The sequence below is a fragment of the Microvirga splendida genome (genome assembly GCF_016427565.1).
Taxonomy (GTDB): Bacteria; Pseudomonadota; Alphaproteobacteria; order Rhizobiales; family Beijerinckiaceae; genus Microvirga; species Microvirga splendida.
The window spans coordinates 1-15,964 of record NZ_JAELXT010000044.1; the positions used below are offsets into that span (position 1 = coordinate 1).

The 15,964-nt window shown below is 60.5% G+C and carries 14 protein-coding genes and 1 pseudogene; 4 read left to right on the forward strand and 11 right to left on the reverse strand.

Annotation, left to right across the window (positions count from 1 at the left end; genetic code table 11):
• Positions 1-277: 277 nt before the first annotated feature.
• Positions 278-1,648: a transposase gene (locus JAO75_RS22935; protein WP_199051533.1), complete on the reverse strand. Its 1,371-nt coding sequence runs from the start codon at positions 1,646-1,648 to the stop codon at positions 278-280.
• Positions 1,649-1,753: 105 nt separating this feature from the next.
• Here JAO75_RS22935 and JAO75_RS22940 point away from each other — a divergent pair.
• Positions 1,754-2,185 (forward strand): annotated as a pseudogene (locus tag JAO75_RS22940) (transposase); the annotation flags it as partial.
• Positions 2,186-2,341: 156 nt separating this feature from the next.
• Here JAO75_RS22940 and JAO75_RS22945 read toward each other — a convergent pair.
• The 7 genes from JAO75_RS22945 to JAO75_RS22975 all read right to left on the reverse strand — a co-directional run bounded on the left by JAO75_RS22945 (position 2,342) and on the right by JAO75_RS22975 (position 8,926).
• Complete coding sequence (locus tag JAO75_RS22945) at positions 2,342-3,184, reverse strand: endonuclease/exonuclease/phosphatase family protein (RefSeq protein ID WP_199051534.1); 843 nt, start codon at positions 3,182-3,184, stop codon at positions 2,342-2,344.
• On the reverse strand, positions 3,184-3,975 hold the full coding sequence (locus JAO75_RS22950; protein WP_199051555.1) for a carbohydrate ABC transporter permease: 792 nt from the start codon (positions 3,973-3,975) through the stop codon (positions 3,184-3,186). The genes JAO75_RS22945 and JAO75_RS22950 overlap by 1 nt, the downstream gene beginning before the upstream one ends.
• A 125-nt stretch (positions 3,976-4,100) precedes the next feature.
• Positions 4,101-4,979, reverse strand: coding sequence for a carbohydrate ABC transporter permease (locus JAO75_RS22955; protein WP_199051535.1), 879 nt, complete (start codon positions 4,977-4,979; stop codon positions 4,101-4,103).
• Between the two features lie 62 nt (positions 4,980-5,041).
• A complete protein-coding gene (locus JAO75_RS22960; RefSeq protein WP_199051536.1) occupies positions 5,042-6,334 on the reverse strand; it encodes an ABC transporter substrate-binding protein in 1,293 nt (430 codons plus the stop codon).
• Between the two features lie 80 nt (positions 6,335-6,414).
• Positions 6,415-7,452 (reverse strand): ABC transporter ATP-binding protein, encoded by a 1,038-nt coding sequence (locus JAO75_RS22965; RefSeq protein ID WP_199051537.1) that lies wholly within the window; start codon positions 7,450-7,452, stop codon positions 6,415-6,417.
• 625 nt (positions 7,453-8,077) lie between these two features.
• Entirely contained in the window at positions 8,078-8,428 is a 351-nt protein-coding gene (locus JAO75_RS22970; protein ID WP_199051538.1) for an AraC family ligand binding domain-containing protein, read from the reverse strand.
• A 99-nt stretch (positions 8,429-8,527) separates the two neighbouring features.
• Positions 8,528-8,926: a Rid family hydrolase gene (locus tag JAO75_RS22975; RefSeq protein ID WP_199051539.1), complete on the reverse strand. Its 399-nt coding sequence runs from the start codon at positions 8,924-8,926 to the stop codon at positions 8,528-8,530.
• 154 nt (positions 8,927-9,080) lie between these two features.
• Between JAO75_RS22975 and JAO75_RS22980 the strand changes: the two genes are divergently transcribed.
• A complete protein-coding gene (locus tag JAO75_RS22980; RefSeq protein WP_199051540.1) occupies positions 9,081-9,995 on the forward strand; it encodes a LysR family transcriptional regulator in 915 nt (304 codons plus the stop codon).
• Between the two features lie 204 nt (positions 9,996-10,199).
• Complete coding sequence (locus tag JAO75_RS22985; RefSeq protein WP_199051541.1) at positions 10,200-11,150, forward strand: zinc-dependent alcohol dehydrogenase family protein; 951 nt, start codon at positions 10,200-10,202, stop codon at positions 11,148-11,150.
• Positions 11,151-11,265: 115 nt separating this feature from the next.
• Here the strand turns inward: JAO75_RS22985 and JAO75_RS22990 are convergent, their stop codons facing one another.
• Positions 11,266-12,378 (reverse strand): alpha/beta fold hydrolase, encoded by a 1,113-nt coding sequence (locus JAO75_RS22990; RefSeq protein ID WP_199051542.1) that lies wholly within the window; start codon positions 12,376-12,378, stop codon positions 11,266-11,268.
• Positions 12,379-12,719: 341 nt separating this feature from the next.
• Between JAO75_RS22990 and JAO75_RS22995 the strand changes: the two genes are divergently transcribed.
• A complete protein-coding gene (locus tag JAO75_RS22995; RefSeq protein ID WP_199051543.1) occupies positions 12,720-13,415 on the forward strand; it encodes a gamma-glutamylcyclotransferase in 696 nt (231 codons plus the stop codon).
• Positions 13,416-13,520: 105 nt separating this feature from the next.
• Here JAO75_RS22995 and JAO75_RS23000 read toward each other — a convergent pair whose 3' ends face one another.
• The gene (locus JAO75_RS23000; RefSeq protein WP_199051544.1) at positions 13,521-14,501 is read right to left on the reverse strand and encodes an aldo/keto reductase; all 981 of its coding nucleotides are present in this window, start codon (positions 14,499-14,501) and stop codon (positions 13,521-13,523) included.
• A 509-nt stretch (positions 14,502-15,010) separates the two neighbouring features.
• On the reverse strand, positions 15,011-15,922 hold the full coding sequence (locus tag JAO75_RS23005; RefSeq protein WP_199051545.1) for a lytic murein transglycosylase: 912 nt from the start codon (positions 15,920-15,922) through the stop codon (positions 15,011-15,013).
• Between the last annotated feature and the right edge of the window lie 42 nt (positions 15,923-15,964).

Consider the following 15,964-nt stretch of genomic DNA (forward strand, 5'->3'; position numbering starts at 1 on the left):
AGCACTGCTCCATGAAGGGCCGGATACATTAGCGCAAGACCAACCTCGCCATCTCCAAAGCCTCTTGCGACGCACGGCCGGTCCATACATTGGGGTCAACCTTTCACCTTCCAGCCACCCAATAAACGTCGGCTCATGACCTCCGAAGCGGACCAAGTGCTTGCGTCTCAGGCGTGCCGATTGCGTTGACAAAGTCGGCATCCAGACGGGCTGGGACAGCGATGCAGCTTGCCTTGTTGAAGTTGAGCCTGAGGTAAGATGTAGCCTTTAGACCTTCTCAGGCTGCTTGGATCATCTGAGGCCCTGGTGAAGCGACCAGCTCGGCGAGTTTTCTCAGGTTCTGAGCCGTTGCCGCCAGCAGGAACTCGTCCTGAGCCCCGTACGGACCCCGTAGCCGCAGACGTCCCATCTTGAGGATCCGCTTGAGATGGGCAAACAGCATCTCGATGCGCTTGCGGCCCTGACGTGACCGCTCATAGGCCGGTGTGCCAGCCAAAGAGCGGGCGACCTCCCGGGCATGCTCGTAGATGCTGCGCGGGATCTTGCGGGCCGGCGTGTTGGGACAGCACCGCTCCTTCAGCGGACAGGGACCGCAATCGAACGTGCTGCCCAGGTAAATGCGCGTCGTACCATCGTTCACGATCCGGCCGCTGGTGGTCAGGGTCTTGCCCTCAGGACAGGTGTAGGCGTCCGCCTCAGGATCATAGCTGAAGTCTGATCGCGAGAAGGTGCCGTCCTGACGCTCGGATTTGTCGATCACCGGAACATGCGGCTCGATCTTCTGCTCCTCGACCAGCCAGTGCAGCATCTCGGCTGAACCATAGGCACTGTCCGCCGCCAGCCGCTCGGGCTTGAGGCCAAAGCGCTCAGCCGTGCGCTCCAGCATGGTGCGGGCAGCACTCACCTCGGCCTGGCGCACGGCCCGGGAGGCTTCCACGTCCACGATCACGGCTGCCTTGAGGTCGATGAGGTAATTGTCCGCATAGGCAAAGAACGCCGGGCCGCGCATGGCGCCGGTCCACTGAGCGGCTGGATCGGAGGGCGAGACGAACTTCGGCTCAACGTCAGTCGCAGCGCCCCAGGCGGCCTCGTCCAGAGTAGCGAGATACTTGCGCACGGCTCGCGGCGCTGCCTCGGTGTGATCCTGCTCCTGCCAGTCGGCGCCTGCCAAAGAGCGCTGCTTGTTAGCATCGGCCTGGATCAGGCTGGCATTGACCGCAAACCCTTCGCCGCCCACCAGCCCCTCATCCAGGCAGCGCTGCACCACCGCCTCGAACAGGTGACGGAAGAGATCGCTCTCGCGAAAGCGGCCGTGCCGGTTCTTGGAGAAGGTGGAGTGGTCCGGCACCTTGCCCTCCAAGCCGAGGCGGCAGAACCAGCGATACGCCAGATTGAGATGCACCTCCTCGCATAGACGCCGCTCGGAGCGGATGCCCAGGCAGTAGCCGATCAGCAGCATACGGATCATCAGTTCGGGATCGACAGAGGGTCGGCCGGTGGCACTGTAGTAGCCGGCCAGACGCTGGCGCAGCCCGGAGCAGTCGACGAAGCGGTCGATGCGCCGCAGGAGGTGATTGGACGGAATGTGATCCTCAAGCCGGAACTCGTAGAACAGGCTCTCCTGCATCACCAGACGCTCGCCCATCATGGCCCGATCCTCCGCTGAGAATGCCTCAATAGGGAATCACTATCCAGCGCCGTTCACGAGGACTTTTTCAACGAAATCTGCCAGAAGCGGACCTGTGATCATCTCAGCTATGATCCTGAGGCGGACGCCTACACCTGTCCTGAGGGCAAGACCCTGACCACCAGCGGCCGGATCGTGAACGATGGTACGACGCGCATTTACCTGGGCAGCACGTTCGATTGCGGTCCCTGTCCGCTGAAGGAGCGGTGCTGTCCCAACACGCCGGCCCGCAAGATCCCGCACAGCATCTATGAGCACGCGAGAGAGGTTGCCCGAGCGCTGGCCGGGACGCCGGCCTATGAGCGGTCGCGCCAAGGCCGCAAGCGCATCGAGATGCTGTTTGCCCATCTCAAGCGGATCCTCAAGATGGGACGTCTGCGGCTGCGGGGTCCGTACGGGGCTCAGGACGAGTTCCTGCTGGCAGCAACGGCTCAGAACCTGCGAAAGCTTGCCAAATTGGTTCTGCCTACAGAGCCCCAGATGACCCACGAGGCCTAAAGGGGGGCAAGGAGCACACCTCACCTTAGACCCAACTTCAACAGGGCAAGCTTCATCGCTGCCCCAGCCCGTCTGGATGCCGACTTTATCAACGCAATCTGCCAAAAGCAGCCATTCGCAATCATCCGGTTCCGCGCACCCGGTCGGTCAAAGGCATTATTTGTCGGTGAGCTCTACGATAACGGGCTGGTGATCCGACACCTTCGTCTCAGTGTCATATTCAATTTGTCGCACGCGCGGGATCAGATCCTGAGTGACGAAAATGTAATCACAGCAATGCGGAGGGCCATAGGTCTGATCGTACAGACAAAAGGATGGCGGGTGAGGCTTCTCAGGATGCAAGGTGGCCCAGGCGTCGATAAGTGTAAACTTACTTGAACTTATGGGATCCGAAAGACGTCTTTTCGTGGGATCATCCGGCTTCATGTTGAAGTCACCCGTGAGGATCGCCGAGCGCGTGCTCGGACCCCGCACATATGTGCCGGGCCCGTCCTCTCGTTGCATCTCTTCCCGGTCACATGCGCTGCGATGGACATCGAGGATCCCCTCGACCTGCGCGCTGCGCAGTTTGGCAGATGAATATTCAAGGTGCGTCGTCATAATCCTTAAGGGGCCAAACGGCGCCATGACCACCGCCTCGATCAGGAGGCGAGGCATGTTGCGCGTCGTATCCCCCTCCCAAGGTAAAAGGTGCCTGAGGATCATAGCCACCGGGTAGCGTGACAGGATTATATTACCGAAGCGCTTCCGGCGTTTGCCTGCTCCTGGAATATCGAGCGCTACCCCGTCGACTGCAGTGTAGTCCGGCAGAAGCCGTGCAAAAGTTGCAAACTGATCATCATCGTCATTTCCTGTAAGCTCCGGGAAATTGTCAGCAACCTCCTGCAGACAAAGGACGTCGAAGTCACCCATCTCGCGCGCGTGGCGGATGACTCGTGATGGATCCACTCGCCCGTCCATCCCAAGAGCCCACTGAATATTCCAGGTAATAAGCTTCATCAGCGGATCCCTGCCCGCATAAAGCTTTGCACGAACTGACGCTGGAAGAGCAAGAATCCGATCAGGAGGGGGGCTGATGTCATCAGGGTTGCCGCGCAGATGATTGCCCAGTCGACGCCTTGGTCGGAGGACGAGAAAACCTGCAGGCCAACCGTCAGGGGTCTGGCCTCAACCGAATTGGTAATGATGAGGGGCCAGAGGAAATTGTTCCAGTGGTAGCTCACCGAGACGAGACCATAGGCGACATAGATCGGCCGTGCCAGCGGAACGTAGACTTTGAGCAGGATCTGCAACCCGCTCGCTCCTTCGACCCGCGCGGCATCATCCAATTCTTTCGGCACGGTCTTGAATGTCTGCCGCAACAAGAAGATACCGAAGGCCGAGGCAATATAGGGCAACGCGATGGCCGGGATCGTATCAACGATCCCAAGCCAGCTCATGGTCCGGTAGTTCTCGACGATCAGAACATCGGGCATGATCATCAGCTGCGCAAGAATGAGCGCAAACGCGACGTTGCGTCCCCGAAACTCGTACCGGGCAAGGGCATAGGCTGCGAGTGTGCCGAGAACCATTTGGAACGATAAAATAAGCGAGACCAGCACGAACGTGTTGAGGAAGTATCTGGCGAAGGGGGCAGCGACCCAGGCCCGGTGGAAATTCTCCAACGTCAAGGGCGCGAGCAGCTCAAAACGCGTGGTAAATTCGCTCGAATGAAAGGCCGCCCAGGTTGCATAGGCGAGAGGCAGGATCCAGAGAATGGCAAGGAGCGCCGCCCCAACGCTCTCGAGCATGAGCCATACCCCTGTCGGGGCGTAGGGGTCAGCCCGTTGCGGCGCTGCCGTTTGGGCCAGAGAAAACCAGCGTGCCTTCTGCGGAAGGGGAGCGAGGCGGGCAGATGCGGGGGGATCAAGGGTGCTCATCGATAGTGGATCCTGCGCTCCAGCCAGCCATATTGAACTGCGGCAATGACGGCAAGCAAGGTGAGGAGGACCACGGTGAGCGCCGCTGCGTAGGTCGTGTCCCAGAAATTGAAGCCAACTTGATAGATGTAGAACAGAAGAAGCGTCGTCGCGTTATCGGGCCCGCCGCGTGTCATGACTATGATATGGTCAACCATACGGAAGGCATTGATGATGGCATTGATCAGGACGAAGAGGGTCGTCGGCATGAGCAGGGGGAACTGTACGCGCCGGAAATAAGTCCACCGGGAAGCCCCCTCGAGGGCTGCAGCCTCGGCCAGCGTTGGGGAAATGGTCTGAAGCGCCGCTAGATAAAAGATCATGAAGAAACCTGCCTCTTTCCACACCGCAACGATGATTGTGGCAAATAGGGCCGTATCCTTGGAGCCGAGCCAGTTTTGCGGGGGAGCGCCGATCAATGCGGAAAACTGCTCCAGGAGGCCGTATTGGGGCGTGAAAAAGAAGAGCCAGATATTGGCGACGGCGATCATCGGCAAAATGGTTGGCGTGAAATAGGCCATCCGGATCCAGGTGCGGCCGGCAATCCGGTCATTGACCCACACCGCCATCAGCAAGGCGAGGGCAATCGAGATTGGGATTGTGCCAAACGCAAACCAGAAATTATTGACGAGCGCCTGCCAGAAGATGGGGTCCTCTGCCAGCAGGACATAATTATCCAGGCCAACAAATCGGGCTGGCCGCCTCGGCCGGGGGGTCGAGTAGAAACTCTCGATGATACTGGCCACGGCTGGCCAATGGGTAAATACGGCCAAGCACGCCATGGCTGGTAAGAGCAGGAGCCAACCATGGACGGCGGCAGTCAGGCGGCTGTTCATTGGACGCTTCAACCTAGCTCATCGGGGGCAGTCTGCGCCCGATGAGCTGCAAGAGGACGGGTTTAGCGATAGGGTCTCAGAATTCGCTCAGCCTCAGCCTGAGCGTCGTTGAGAGCCTGCGCTGGCTGCTTTGTGCCGGTCAGCGCCGCCTGCAGCCCGTCATTCAGTGCCTTCGTGACCCGCTGGTTCTCATGGGTCGAAAGTTCAGCCACAGCATATTCCAACTGGTCCCGAGCCACGGCCGCTGGAGGAAACTCCGACACATATTTCTGCATGACCGGCATCTGATAGGCCGCCGGCGTGACCGCGACGTAGCCTGTCTCGATGCTCCACTGCGCGGCGCGCTCGGGAGTTGTAATCCACCTGATGAACTCGAACGCAGCCTGCTGCTGGGCTGGATCGGCCTTGTTGGAAATGTAGAAATTCCCTCCGCCCGTGGGACTACCGGGCTTTTTGTGGGAGGGCAGCATGCCGACGCCGAACGGAAACTTGGCGTTCGTGCGCACATTGGTTAGATTGCCTGTCGTGGTCCAGATCATGGCAACCTTCCGCTCAAAGAAGTCGCGAGGCGTTGTTCCCCACTCCACAATGCCGGGCGGCTGGACCTTGTGCTTGGTTGAGAGGTCGACCCAATACTGAAGCGCTTCAACTGCTTCTGGGGCATTGAACGCGGTGCGGGTGCCCTCCGGGTTGGCCAGGATGACACCCGCCTGGGTGGTGAGGGCCTGGAACAGCCAATAGGGGAAGCCTGAGGAGGGGATCTGAATGCCCCACTGCGTCACGTTCCCGGAGGCATCCCGTTTGGTCAGTTTCTGGGCGAACTCGACCTGCTCCTGCCAGGTGGTTGGGGGCTTCTCCGGATCAAGGCCCGCCTCCCTGAACAGGTCCTTATTCCAATACAAGACTATGGTGGAGCGCTGGAAGGGAACGCCCCAAGTCTTGCCACCGGTTTGGCTGTTCTGCATGAAGCCCGGGAAGAAGCCCGACAGCCATTTCCTATCCTCATCTGTCTTGACGAAGTTGTCGATGGGAACGATCGCATCCTCGTCGATGAGGGTGAACATGTCGGTTGAGAGAAGCACTGACGTGACCGGCGGCGTACCGCTCTTGTGCGCCGTGAGGGCCTTGACGATGGTTTCCTGATAGGTGCCCGCATAGATCGGGTTCACCTTGATGGTCGAGTTGGCCTTTTCGAAATCGGCCGCATATGTGTCGATGAGCTTTGTAATCGGCCCGCCGACCGCGACCGGATAAAAGAAGGAGATCTCTGTTCGAGCCCCTTGTGCAAGGGCCGGCATCGAAACCGATGCCGATGCAAGCGCGGCCACGCCGCCTATGAATTGTCGCCTGTCCATGTGTGTCTTCCCTAGCCTGTTACTGAGAGGCAATGTGCACTCGGTTATCGTCCCGGCCTAACCCCGCGAAGCCTTTATTGTTAATGGATCCGACGATCTGATGACAGATCGAACCAATGCAAATCCGTCGCGCTCCATGATATGGTGACATTCTCTCCCGCCTGCGTCGGCACGCGGCCAGGGCGCCGAATGATGAAGGGGTGGCCGTCGATGCGTGCTTCAATTAAGGTGTCGGCGCCGAGATACTCAACAGCCACGACGCGGGCTTGAATGCCCGGCCCGTTGAGCCTGACGACCTCAGGCCGGATGCCTACCCCGAGCTGGCTGGGATCATGACTGACGGGCGGAGGGGCCAAACCCTCGCTCCCGGGCCCCGCGACTGCACTCAGAGGCAGCACATTCATGGGCGGCGTTCCGATAAAGCGGGCAACAAAGGGAGTCGCGGGGCGCTCGTACAATTCGGCCGGAGGCGCGTCCTGTTCGATGCGCCCGCCCCGCATGAGCACCACCTGATCGGCCATGGTCATGGCCTCAACCTGGTCGTGCGTCACATAGAGCATAGTAATCCCGAGCCGACGCTGCAAGTCGCGAATTTCCCGCCGCATCTCGACCCGAAGCTGCGCGTCGAGGTTGGAGAGAGGCTCGTCCATCAGGCACACAGGCGAGCGGGCGACAATGGCCCGACCCAGGGCGACCCGCTGTTGCTGCCCTCCGGAGAGTTGTGACGGTTTACGGTCCAGAAGCGCGCCAAGTCCGAGGATCGCCGCCGCCTCCTTGAGCCGCTCATCCCGCTCGGCGCGTCCTACGTTACGAACCTTGAGCCCAAAGATGATATTCTCTCCAACCGTCAAATGAGGAAAGAGAGCATAGCTCTGAAAGACCATTGAGATGCCGCGTTTTGCCGGCGGCAAGCGGGTCACGTCACGGTCTGCGATCATGATGCGGCCTGAGGTGGTCTCCTCCAAGCCGGCAACAAGGCGCAAAGTTGTCGACTTGCCGCAGCCTGATGGGCCCAAGATGGCCACAAGGCTTCCTTGGCTCACCCCAAAGCTGATGTCATCAACCGCGAGGGTTCCGCCCCACCCTTTCGACACGCGAGAGAGTTCCACATCCGCCATTGTCAGGCCCCAGCCGTCTGGAGGGCAGATCTCCAGCGGGTGTTCATCACACGTTTAATCCTCATCAATTCCTCAGTGACCTTAAGACAGCAGTGTCACGCCAGGCGGAACGCTAGATTGCCTGCCCTTTGGATCCGGATCCAGTCGATGGGCCGGCTCAGCCAAACATGCCGAGGGCGAGAAGTCGTGTCCAGTGCCCCTGTGGGCTTCCGCACAATCGGAGCAAACTGCCCTTATGGAGAGCAACCAAGGCCGGGGGCAGAACGTGTCCCGGCGGGGGATGTCACATTAATCGGGAATTCTGCCCTGTACTCGTCAAGGAAGAATTCTCCTTCCCAAGAAAGTCAGTGACTTAGGTTGTGCAAAAGCTGGCCTCTAGTGTCAGTTCACCGGCCATACTCGATTAATGTGACATCCCCAGGAGAACAGCACCAGTCGACCTGGTCTGAAGTCCGAAATGGGTCAAACCAAGAAATTGAGCAGACGGAATGAACGTCTGCTCACTACGGAAAGGCAGACATTCGAGTTACTTCCGCCTCGTGCCACGAGCCGACCTGCAGTGATTTGCGCCGTCTACTCGACAGCCGCCACCTGCTCAGGCGTCGCGAAGGTTGCGGCGCATGGCTTATGCAAGCGGCTCCTGCCAGTGCGGGTGTGTGACGTAGGCGGTGATCGCTCCCTGATCATGCGACCGTATGGTGACCACCTTGCCCTTGGGCATATAGACGATCTCGCCCGGACCAGCAGTGACCGTGCCGTCACTCGATGTCACCGACAGGCTTCCCTCCAGAACCACCATCACGTCGTGCACGGCGAGCGTCTCATCAATGCTCTGGTTGGGCCCGTAGCGACCGTAGCCAATGGTGATGGGTCCACCGTGGTGTTGGTCTATCAGATTGCCTGCCCACACCTCCCCGTCCTGGCCAGGCGAGCGCTCGAACGGTGCATCGGCGACAGAAAACTTGCGAACCTTCACGGGCATAGCTCCAGTTTCCGCTAAGATCTAAATATTATACGGTAATCGATTGCAGAAGCACGCTCTTGGGTTAAGAGCATGATCAGGTCTGGTGGCGGTTCAGACGGCCGCTGGAATCCGCGCGATTGCCTTGATCTCGAAATCGAAGCCGGCGAGCCAATTCACTCCAACAGCAGTCCAGTTGGGATAAGGCTCTTTAGAAAATACCTTGTCCTTGACGGACATGACGGTCCCGAACTGTGCCTCCGGATCGGTATGAAATGTCGTCACATCAATGATGTCATCGAACGTGCTGCCAGCCGCTTTCAGAACCTCGCTGAGGTTGTCGAAAGCAAGCTCAACCTGCTTTGCGAAGTCAGGTTCAGGCGAGCCGTCCTCGCGGCTGCCGACCTGCCCTGAGACAAAGAGCAGATCGCCGGATCGGACGGCAGCAGAGTAGCGGTGCATCTCGTAGAGTGCCTGCCGGCCGGCAGGGAAGACGGTGTTGCGCTTGGACACTTATGTCTCCTTATTCAGATCGAAAGAAACCTCAGAACAAGGGCTTGTCCTAATGAGAGTATTGGGATCTGCCTTGCTGGAGTAGGAGATAGCAGCCCTCGACTTGCGCGATTAGACATTGAAATCGGCATAGGTTGATGCAAAATCGCCACCAATGACGCGCCCTTCCCTCAACGATCTCACCGCCTTTATGGCAGTAGCGACTCACCGCAGCTTCCGCCGTGCCGCGGATGAACTCGGCACAGCACCCTCCACACTGAGCCACGCAATGCGAGGCCTTGAGGAACGCCTGGGCGTGCGCCTTCTCAACCGCACGACCCGCAGCGTCTCGCCGACCGAAGCCGGACTTGAGCTGCTTAGCCGGCTGCAGGTGGCACTCACGTCCTTGGATGAGGCACTGGACGCCGTCACTACCTTTCGGGGCCAGGTGGCAGGCAAGGTCCGGATCAATGCACCGCGAGTGGCCGCGGCCGCTCTCGTCCGCGAGGTCCTCCCGCGCATGGCCGAACGGTTCCCTGATGTGACGGTGGATCTCGTCGTCGAGGGACGCTTGGTTGACATCGTGTCGGGGGGCTTCGATGCCGGTGTGCGCCTGATTGAGTCCATTCCGAAGGACATGATCGCGGTGCCCCTCGCCCGCCCGATCGGGTTCGTCTGCGTTGCATCGCCAGCCTATCTCAAGCGCGCCGGTGAGCCGACAACTCCGGACGACCTCAAGCATCATCGCTGCATCGGCCACCGCACGCCGAGCGGCAAACTGTACCGGTGGGAATTCGAGCGGGCTGGGCAGGAACTGACGATCGATACAGACGGATCCATCATTCTCGATGACGAGGGCCTGATGGCGGACGCGGCCGCACAGGGCTTGGGGATCGCCTACGTGGCAAGCTGGGCTGCCGAAGCCGCCATTGCAGAGGGTCGATTGCGGACGGTGCTGTCCGCCTGGATGCACGAACAGGGGCCAGTGGCCGTCTACTACCCGGGACACCGAGCCGTGCCGCCGGCCCTACGGGCCTTCCTCGACGTCATCAGGGATGTGAGGCAAGTGAATAGTGGATCATTGCTGTAGGTCTGCATTGAGTCATACAGCGACGATCTCCAGCTTTCAGGGACGTCCGCTGTTCCTGCCCTAAGCCGACCTTCGGCTTACTTCCGAGAAATGCCAAACCCAGGCACTCGCAGTTGGGTACGCAAGAGGAACAGGGGCCGCATACGCTTGAATCGCCCTTACCTTGATCCACATGGCTCGCTTTGAGGAGGCGGATGCGAAGACATGCGTGCGATGGTAATCACGCGGTTCGGCGGCCCAGATGTGTTCGAGCATCATGAAATCGAACGGCCAGCGCCTGGCCCAGGCGAAGTTCTTGTGCGGGTGATCGCCTCCGGGACCAATCCAGTCGATGCCAAGATCCGGGAGGCGGGGACCTGGGCCCAAATCCCGTTTCCTGCCGTGCTCGGCTATGACGTGTCCGGTATCATCGAGGCGCGCGGACCGGGTGTGGTCGAGTTCAACATGGGCGACGAGGTGTTCTACACGCCTGAGATCTTCGGCAACCGACACGGAAGCTATGCGGAGTACACCATCGCCTCCGCAAGCATTGTGGCGTCCAAGCCGACCAACCTCAGCCATGTCGAGGCGGCCGGTATTCCCCTCGCCGGCGGCACGGCCTGGGAGGCGATTGTCCGGCGCCTGAATGTCCGTCCGGGTGAGACGGTGCTGATCCACGGCGGCGCCGGCGGTGTCGGCTCTTTTGCCATCCAGTTTGCCAAGGCCGCAGGTGCGCGGGTCATCGCAACGGCCAGCAAGGTCAACCACTCAGCCGTGCAGGAGTTAGGGGCGGACGTGGCAGTGGATTACCGTGATGCCGATGTGGCTGGGCGGATCCTGGAAGCCACGAGCGGACACGGTGTCGATGCATCATTCGATACAGCGGGCGGAAATGTCTCCCTCAGCACTCTTGTGACGCGGCCCTTTGGCCGGATCGCCACTATTCTCCCACCCGATGGCGACCTGAGCGCCCTCTACACCAAGAACCAAACCCTATTCGGGACCTTCCTGACCCGAGAAGGCGCACGGCTACGTGAGATGACCCCACTATTCGAGCGTGGCCAAGCCAAGGTCGTGATCGATGCCGTGCTCCCCCTTGAGCAGGTCGGCAAGGCTCACGAGCGGCTCGATTCAGGCCATGGCCGGGGCAAGGTCATCCTTCAGGTCGAGCAATAATCGAGGTCAGTTCGGCTGTTCGTGCTCAGAAGACAAGCCACAGGTGGCTGGAGTGCGAAAATACTCGCACGAGCTTACTACATTTGGCTTGACGAATACCACTGATCCGCCGGGCTCATACGGCCCACACCCGCTTGGATTGCTGCGCGGTGCGGTCAATTGCGTCAGCAACAGCGTCTGGCATCAGGTGATGGATCATATGGCCAAGACCGGGAAGCACGATGAGATCGCTGTGCGGCAATTCCTGATGCAGCCGCGCGGACTGGCGGCCTACATCGGCAATCTGATCGTCAGCACCAGTGATGATGGTGACCGGCATCGTCAACTCGCGGTAGTGCCCTTCCAGTGCCATTGCTGACGGAGTCATGAGCGCCGCATCCTCCGCCGCCGCGCGAAGCTGCAACGGCCGCAGCATCAGCGCCTTCGGGAACTCTCGCTCGAAGCGCTCCGGCACCGGCGCCGGCTGGAACACGCGCTTGATCATGCCAGGCAGGATCGCACGGGCCACAAGCGGCGAGACGGTGTAGCGCAAGGTATCGCCGATCACCGGAATAGCTGGCGGCGATAGCAGGAACGTGTCGGCCCGCAGGGTCGGATAGTAGTAGCCCGAGCCCAGCACGAGCCCGCGCACGAGCGATGAAGCCTCAAGTGCGAGAGCCACCGCTACCAGGGCGCCCCAGGAGTGGCCGTAGACGGTGGCCTGCTCGACCCCAAGCTGCTCCAGAGCGCTTTGGAACAGCCGGGCATGAGCCCGCGGCGTCCAGAGCTGGCGCGGTCGCGCGCTGTAGCCGTAGCCGGGGCGGTCGATCACGATCACCCGGTAGCGCTCCGCCAACCTGTCCACGAGGCCGCTGACGGTGAAGTCCTGGATCATGGTGCCGTTGCCGTGGATCAGCACCAAGGGCTCGCCCTGGCCTTGCTCAATGTAATGCAGACGCACCCCATCCACCTTGATGAACCGACCGATGGGCGGATACCTGCGCTCGGCATCCTGAGCCTGCTTGCGGTTGTACAGCGCTGCCGCCCCCAGAGCGGCGGCCGCGCCCACCAGAACGGGCGCAAGCCATTGGCGCGGCCCAGAACGGCTGGCTCCTCCATGTCTCCGGAGGTTTGCGGGGCTCCGATCACGCTCCTCGCCGGCCGCATGATCTCGCGCGACACTACCGGCTCCCGCCGCGCCAGCGGCCGAGGACAGTCTCGGACCGGCGTCTGTTGCCAGGTTGCGCATGCACCTTCTCCTTTAGGGATCCAGGAGAAACAACGCCTGGAATCCCGACGGGTTGCTGCATCGCACAAAGACAGGTTGCCGCTCTTGAGCGACAATTGGTTACTAAGAGTAACGTACAGCTCAAGCGGATCCAGGTGTCCCGACAGTCTTCTCCGGATGCTGAAGGTCGGAACAGGTCAGACTCTGAGATCCACCGCTTTATGGGAGTGACTGGTGTGCCCGTTTGCAGCGGACATCCGACGCATTGCGTGGCACGGCCATGCGTCAAGGGCATGAACATGCCGCTGCTTTAGGGACTATATCTTACCTGGTGTCGCGCTGAGCATGAGCCGGAGGATGGAATGGAAGGATCGATCGGGAAGAAGGAGCTTCACCCGATGACCCGGGAGGCTCTCCAGAACGGGTTTGTGAGTGAGATGATCGCTCGCTCGGGCACTGACCTTCGGGTGCTGAGTGACGAGGAGCGGCGCCAATCCTTGGAAGCAACGCTCGCGGCTCAACCTGTCCCGGGTGATGTGTGGCTGTTTGCCTATGGCTCGCTGATCTGGAACCCGGCCTTCCACTATGCCGAGCGGCAACCGGTGTTGATCCGAGGCTGGCATCGACAGTTCTGCTTGGCCACCCCGATTGGCCGCGGGACGCCGGAACAGCCCGGTCTAGTTCTGGGACTGGATCGCGGCGGCTCCTGCCGGGGCGTAGCCTTTCGCATCCCGCGTTCCCAGGCAGAGGCTGAACTCGAGCTGGTCTGGCGGCGTGAGATGGTCACAGGAGCGTATGTCCCGCGTTGGGTCAGACTGCACGGATCAGATCTTCCCCACGGCATGTCTGGCATTGCCTTCACGATCAACCGCGCAGCACCGAACTATGTGCGTCCTATCTCGGAGGCCGCCACGGCCCAGACGATCGCGACGGCTTGTGGGGTGCTCGGCTACTGCCGGGATTATCTCTTCGACACGACTCACGGTCTGGCAAGTTTCGAGATCCACGATCACCATCTCAACCGGATCGCGCGCTTGGTCGGAGAGCATCGCGACTGAGCAATCGGCAGCCTGACCAAGGCAGGGTGAACTCCCAGATGCACACAGGTAGGGCTGAGACAACGATGGAGATCAGCCTCGCGGCCGTGCTTGGTCCGCCTCCCCTTAAGCAAAACCAGCTAGCCCGTGCGGCACATAGGCCTCTTCCAGTTCCACTATCTCCTCCGGTGACAACTTGAGGGACAAGGCAGCCACCGCGTCCTCCAGGTGCTGCGGTTTCGAGGCCCCGACAATCGGTGCGGTCACGACCGGCTTGTGCAGCAGCCACGCCATTGCAACCTGCGCTCGGGGAACTCCACGCCGGTTCGCGATCTCAGCCACCCGTTCCACGATCTTGCGATCGGCCTCTGCTGTCTTGGCATACAGCGACTTGCCGAACTCATCCGTTTCCGACCGGGCACTGGTCTCATCCCAGTCCCGGGTCAGGCGACCGCGGGCCAGCGGGCTCCAGGGGATCACCCCAATCCCCTCCGCTTGGCACAGACGCAGCATCTCCCGCTCCTCCTCGCGATAGAGAAGGTTGTAGTAGTTCTGCATCGACACAAACCGGGTCCAGCCGTTCAGGTCCGCGGTATGGAGCGCCTTGGCGAACTGCCACGCATACATGGACGATGCTCCGATGTACCGGGCCTTGCCGGCCTTGACGACAGCATGCAGGGCTTCGAGCGTTTCCTCGATGGGCGTCGCGTAGTCCCAGCGATGGATCTGGTAGAGATCGACATAGTCGGTGCCGAGCCGGCGCAGACTGTTGTCGATCTCCGTCACGATCGCAAGGCGTGACAGACCGGCGCCGTTGGGACCAGGGCGCATGCGCCCATGCACTTTTGTGGCAATAACAACTTCCTCGCGCCTGGCGAAATCCTTGAGTGCGCGACCGACGATCTCTTCGCTCGTGCCGTCGGAATAGACGTTGGCCGTATCGAAGAACGTGATGCCAAGCTCCAAGGCCCGCTTGATGAAGGGACGGCTCTGGTCCTCGTCGAGCGTCCAGGGATGGTTGCCGCGATCGGGAGTTCCGTACGTCATGCAGCCGAGACAGAGGCGGGAGACCTCAAGGCCGGAGTGACCAAGCCTCACGTAATCCATGACTGTGTTCTCCTCGCATCCGTTTTGGTTGCGCCAGCCTCGTATTCGCCCAGTACGAACCGAAGATAGGGGTGAGGCTACGGGCTAATGTTCGATCCGGTGGAAGAGTTATATGGCTCACTTGTCGATGGACCAGCAGGTGATCGGCTGTCACCAAACCATGACAGAGATGCGGGAGTGATAGGATGGAAGGTCAGGTATCGCCTGGAAGGCTTAACGGTGGCGAGAAAATGTTGTATGTATCAACGGCAAGCCCGCCGCTGATACCGGTGAGCTTGAGCCTCGTTGTCGCCCTTCAGTCGAGCGCGCGGCACGCAACCTACGTCTTACTAAGTACGATATCCCTGAGTGATCCTTCCTAGCTCGAGTAGGAGCGATCCTGACTGCTCCCCACCTTGTTGAGCAGTTCGTCCGAGCGACAAATTGCCAAGCAAGACCCGACTCCCCCTCCGGGTTAAAAAGAAGAGACACGGTGATGCGAACACCGAGATCGTCATGAGGAAAGCGGCTTAGCGGATCATTGTAGTCAGGCTGGCATCAGGAAAGCAGATCTCGGCGCGCTGGTTCCTTGTCTGCCAATGGCCGATGGCCGTGCGCGTTGCAAAGCCGATCAGGCCGTTGACCTTGCCGACATCATAACCTTGGGCCTGTAGGCGCTCCTGCATAAGCCATATATCGCCTCGCTGCATAGGATCTATTGGCCTCCACCCTGTCAGAAATCCGGAGCCGCCGCGCAGCCGATCGGCGAGGTGGCCAATGAACAGCGCATAGATATCGGACTCGTTGTACTGCTTGAGCACGTAGAAGTTTTCCGACACCAGAAAAGCCGGCCCCAGTCGCCCCGCCGGCATCAGCAAGAACGCGGTTGCGCCACTGTGCTCCCCGGGCAGAGATGTGTGATCGGCCCGAGTGAGGCCAAGATGGGCCCAATCCCGCAGCGGCTTGCCCTGCCGCGGCCCCTCCAGGGTGCAGGAGACGCTCGTCGGTACGCGCACCTCTGTCCCCCAGCCCTGCTCCGGCTTCCAGTCGTGCTCACGCAGATAGTTCGCAATAGACGCGAGGCTGTCTGGCACCGAGCGCCAGATGTCACGCTGTCCATCTCCGTCCGCGTCAGCGGCATAGCGCAGGAACTTTGAGGGTAGGAGCTGCGGCTGTCCCATGGCTCCAGCCCACGAGGATCGCAAGGTGTCCTCCGGCCACTGATCCTGCTCCAGGATCAGCAGCGCTGCCAAGAACTCGGGATAGTACAGGGCACGCCGTCGACCCATATAGGGGAGCGCGCAAGGTTTGTGCAATAAACCTCGGCAAACCGGACAAAGCGGGAACATAGAAGATATGGGCAGGGGTGGCCGCCGCCCTCCCCGCTCACTCTGTGGACAGCGGCCAAACAGGATTCGGCACGCCGCATTAATCAATCCCATAATCCCGGCCCGGACCCCGGCCTCCCATTAATCATCAAGCCG

What these genes read in the sequence shown, in the direction of transcription:
- JAO75_RS22935 (WP_199051533.1), bottom strand. Translation starts at nt 1,648, where the DNA reads ATGATGGGCGAGCGTCTGGTGATGCAGGAGAGCCTGTTCTACGAGTTC.
- JAO75_RS22945 (WP_199051534.1), bottom strand. Translation starts at nt 3,184, where the DNA reads ATGAAGCTTATTACCTGGAATATTCAGTGGGCTCTTGGGATGGACGGG.
- JAO75_RS22950 (WP_199051555.1), bottom strand. Translation starts at nt 3,975, where the DNA reads ATGCTCGAGAGCGTTGGGGCGGCGCTCCTTGCCATTCTCTGGATCCTG.
- JAO75_RS22955 (WP_199051535.1), bottom strand. Translation starts at nt 4,979, where the DNA reads ATGAACAGCCGCCTGACTGCCGCCGTCCATGGTTGGCTCCTGCTCTTA.
- JAO75_RS22960 (WP_199051536.1), bottom strand. Translation starts at nt 6,334, where the DNA reads ATGGACAGGCGACAATTCATAGGCGGCGTGGCCGCGCTTGCATCGGCA.
- JAO75_RS22965 (WP_199051537.1), bottom strand. Translation starts at nt 7,452, where the DNA reads ATGGCGGATGTGGAACTCTCTCGCGTGTCGAAAGGGTGGGGCGGAACC.
- JAO75_RS22980 (WP_199051540.1), top strand. Translation starts at nt 9,081, where the DNA reads ATGACGCGCCCTTCCCTCAACGATCTCACCGCCTTTATGGCAGTAGCG.
- JAO75_RS22985 (WP_199051541.1), top strand. Translation starts at nt 10,200, where the DNA reads ATGCGTGCGATGGTAATCACGCGGTTCGGCGGCCCAGATGTGTTCGAG.
- JAO75_RS22990 (WP_199051542.1), bottom strand. Translation starts at nt 12,378, where the DNA reads ATGCGCAACCTGGCAACAGACGCCGGTCCGAGACTGTCCTCGGCCGCT.
- JAO75_RS22995 (WP_199051543.1), top strand. Translation starts at nt 12,720, where the DNA reads ATGGAAGGATCGATCGGGAAGAAGGAGCTTCACCCGATGACCCGGGAG.
- JAO75_RS23000 (WP_199051544.1), bottom strand. Translation starts at nt 14,501, where the DNA reads ATGGATTACGTGAGGCTTGGTCACTCCGGCCTTGAGGTCTCCCGCCTC.
- JAO75_RS23005 (WP_199051545.1), bottom strand. Translation starts at nt 15,922, where the DNA reads ATGGGATTGATTAATGCGGCGTGCCGAATCCTGTTTGGCCGCTGTCCA.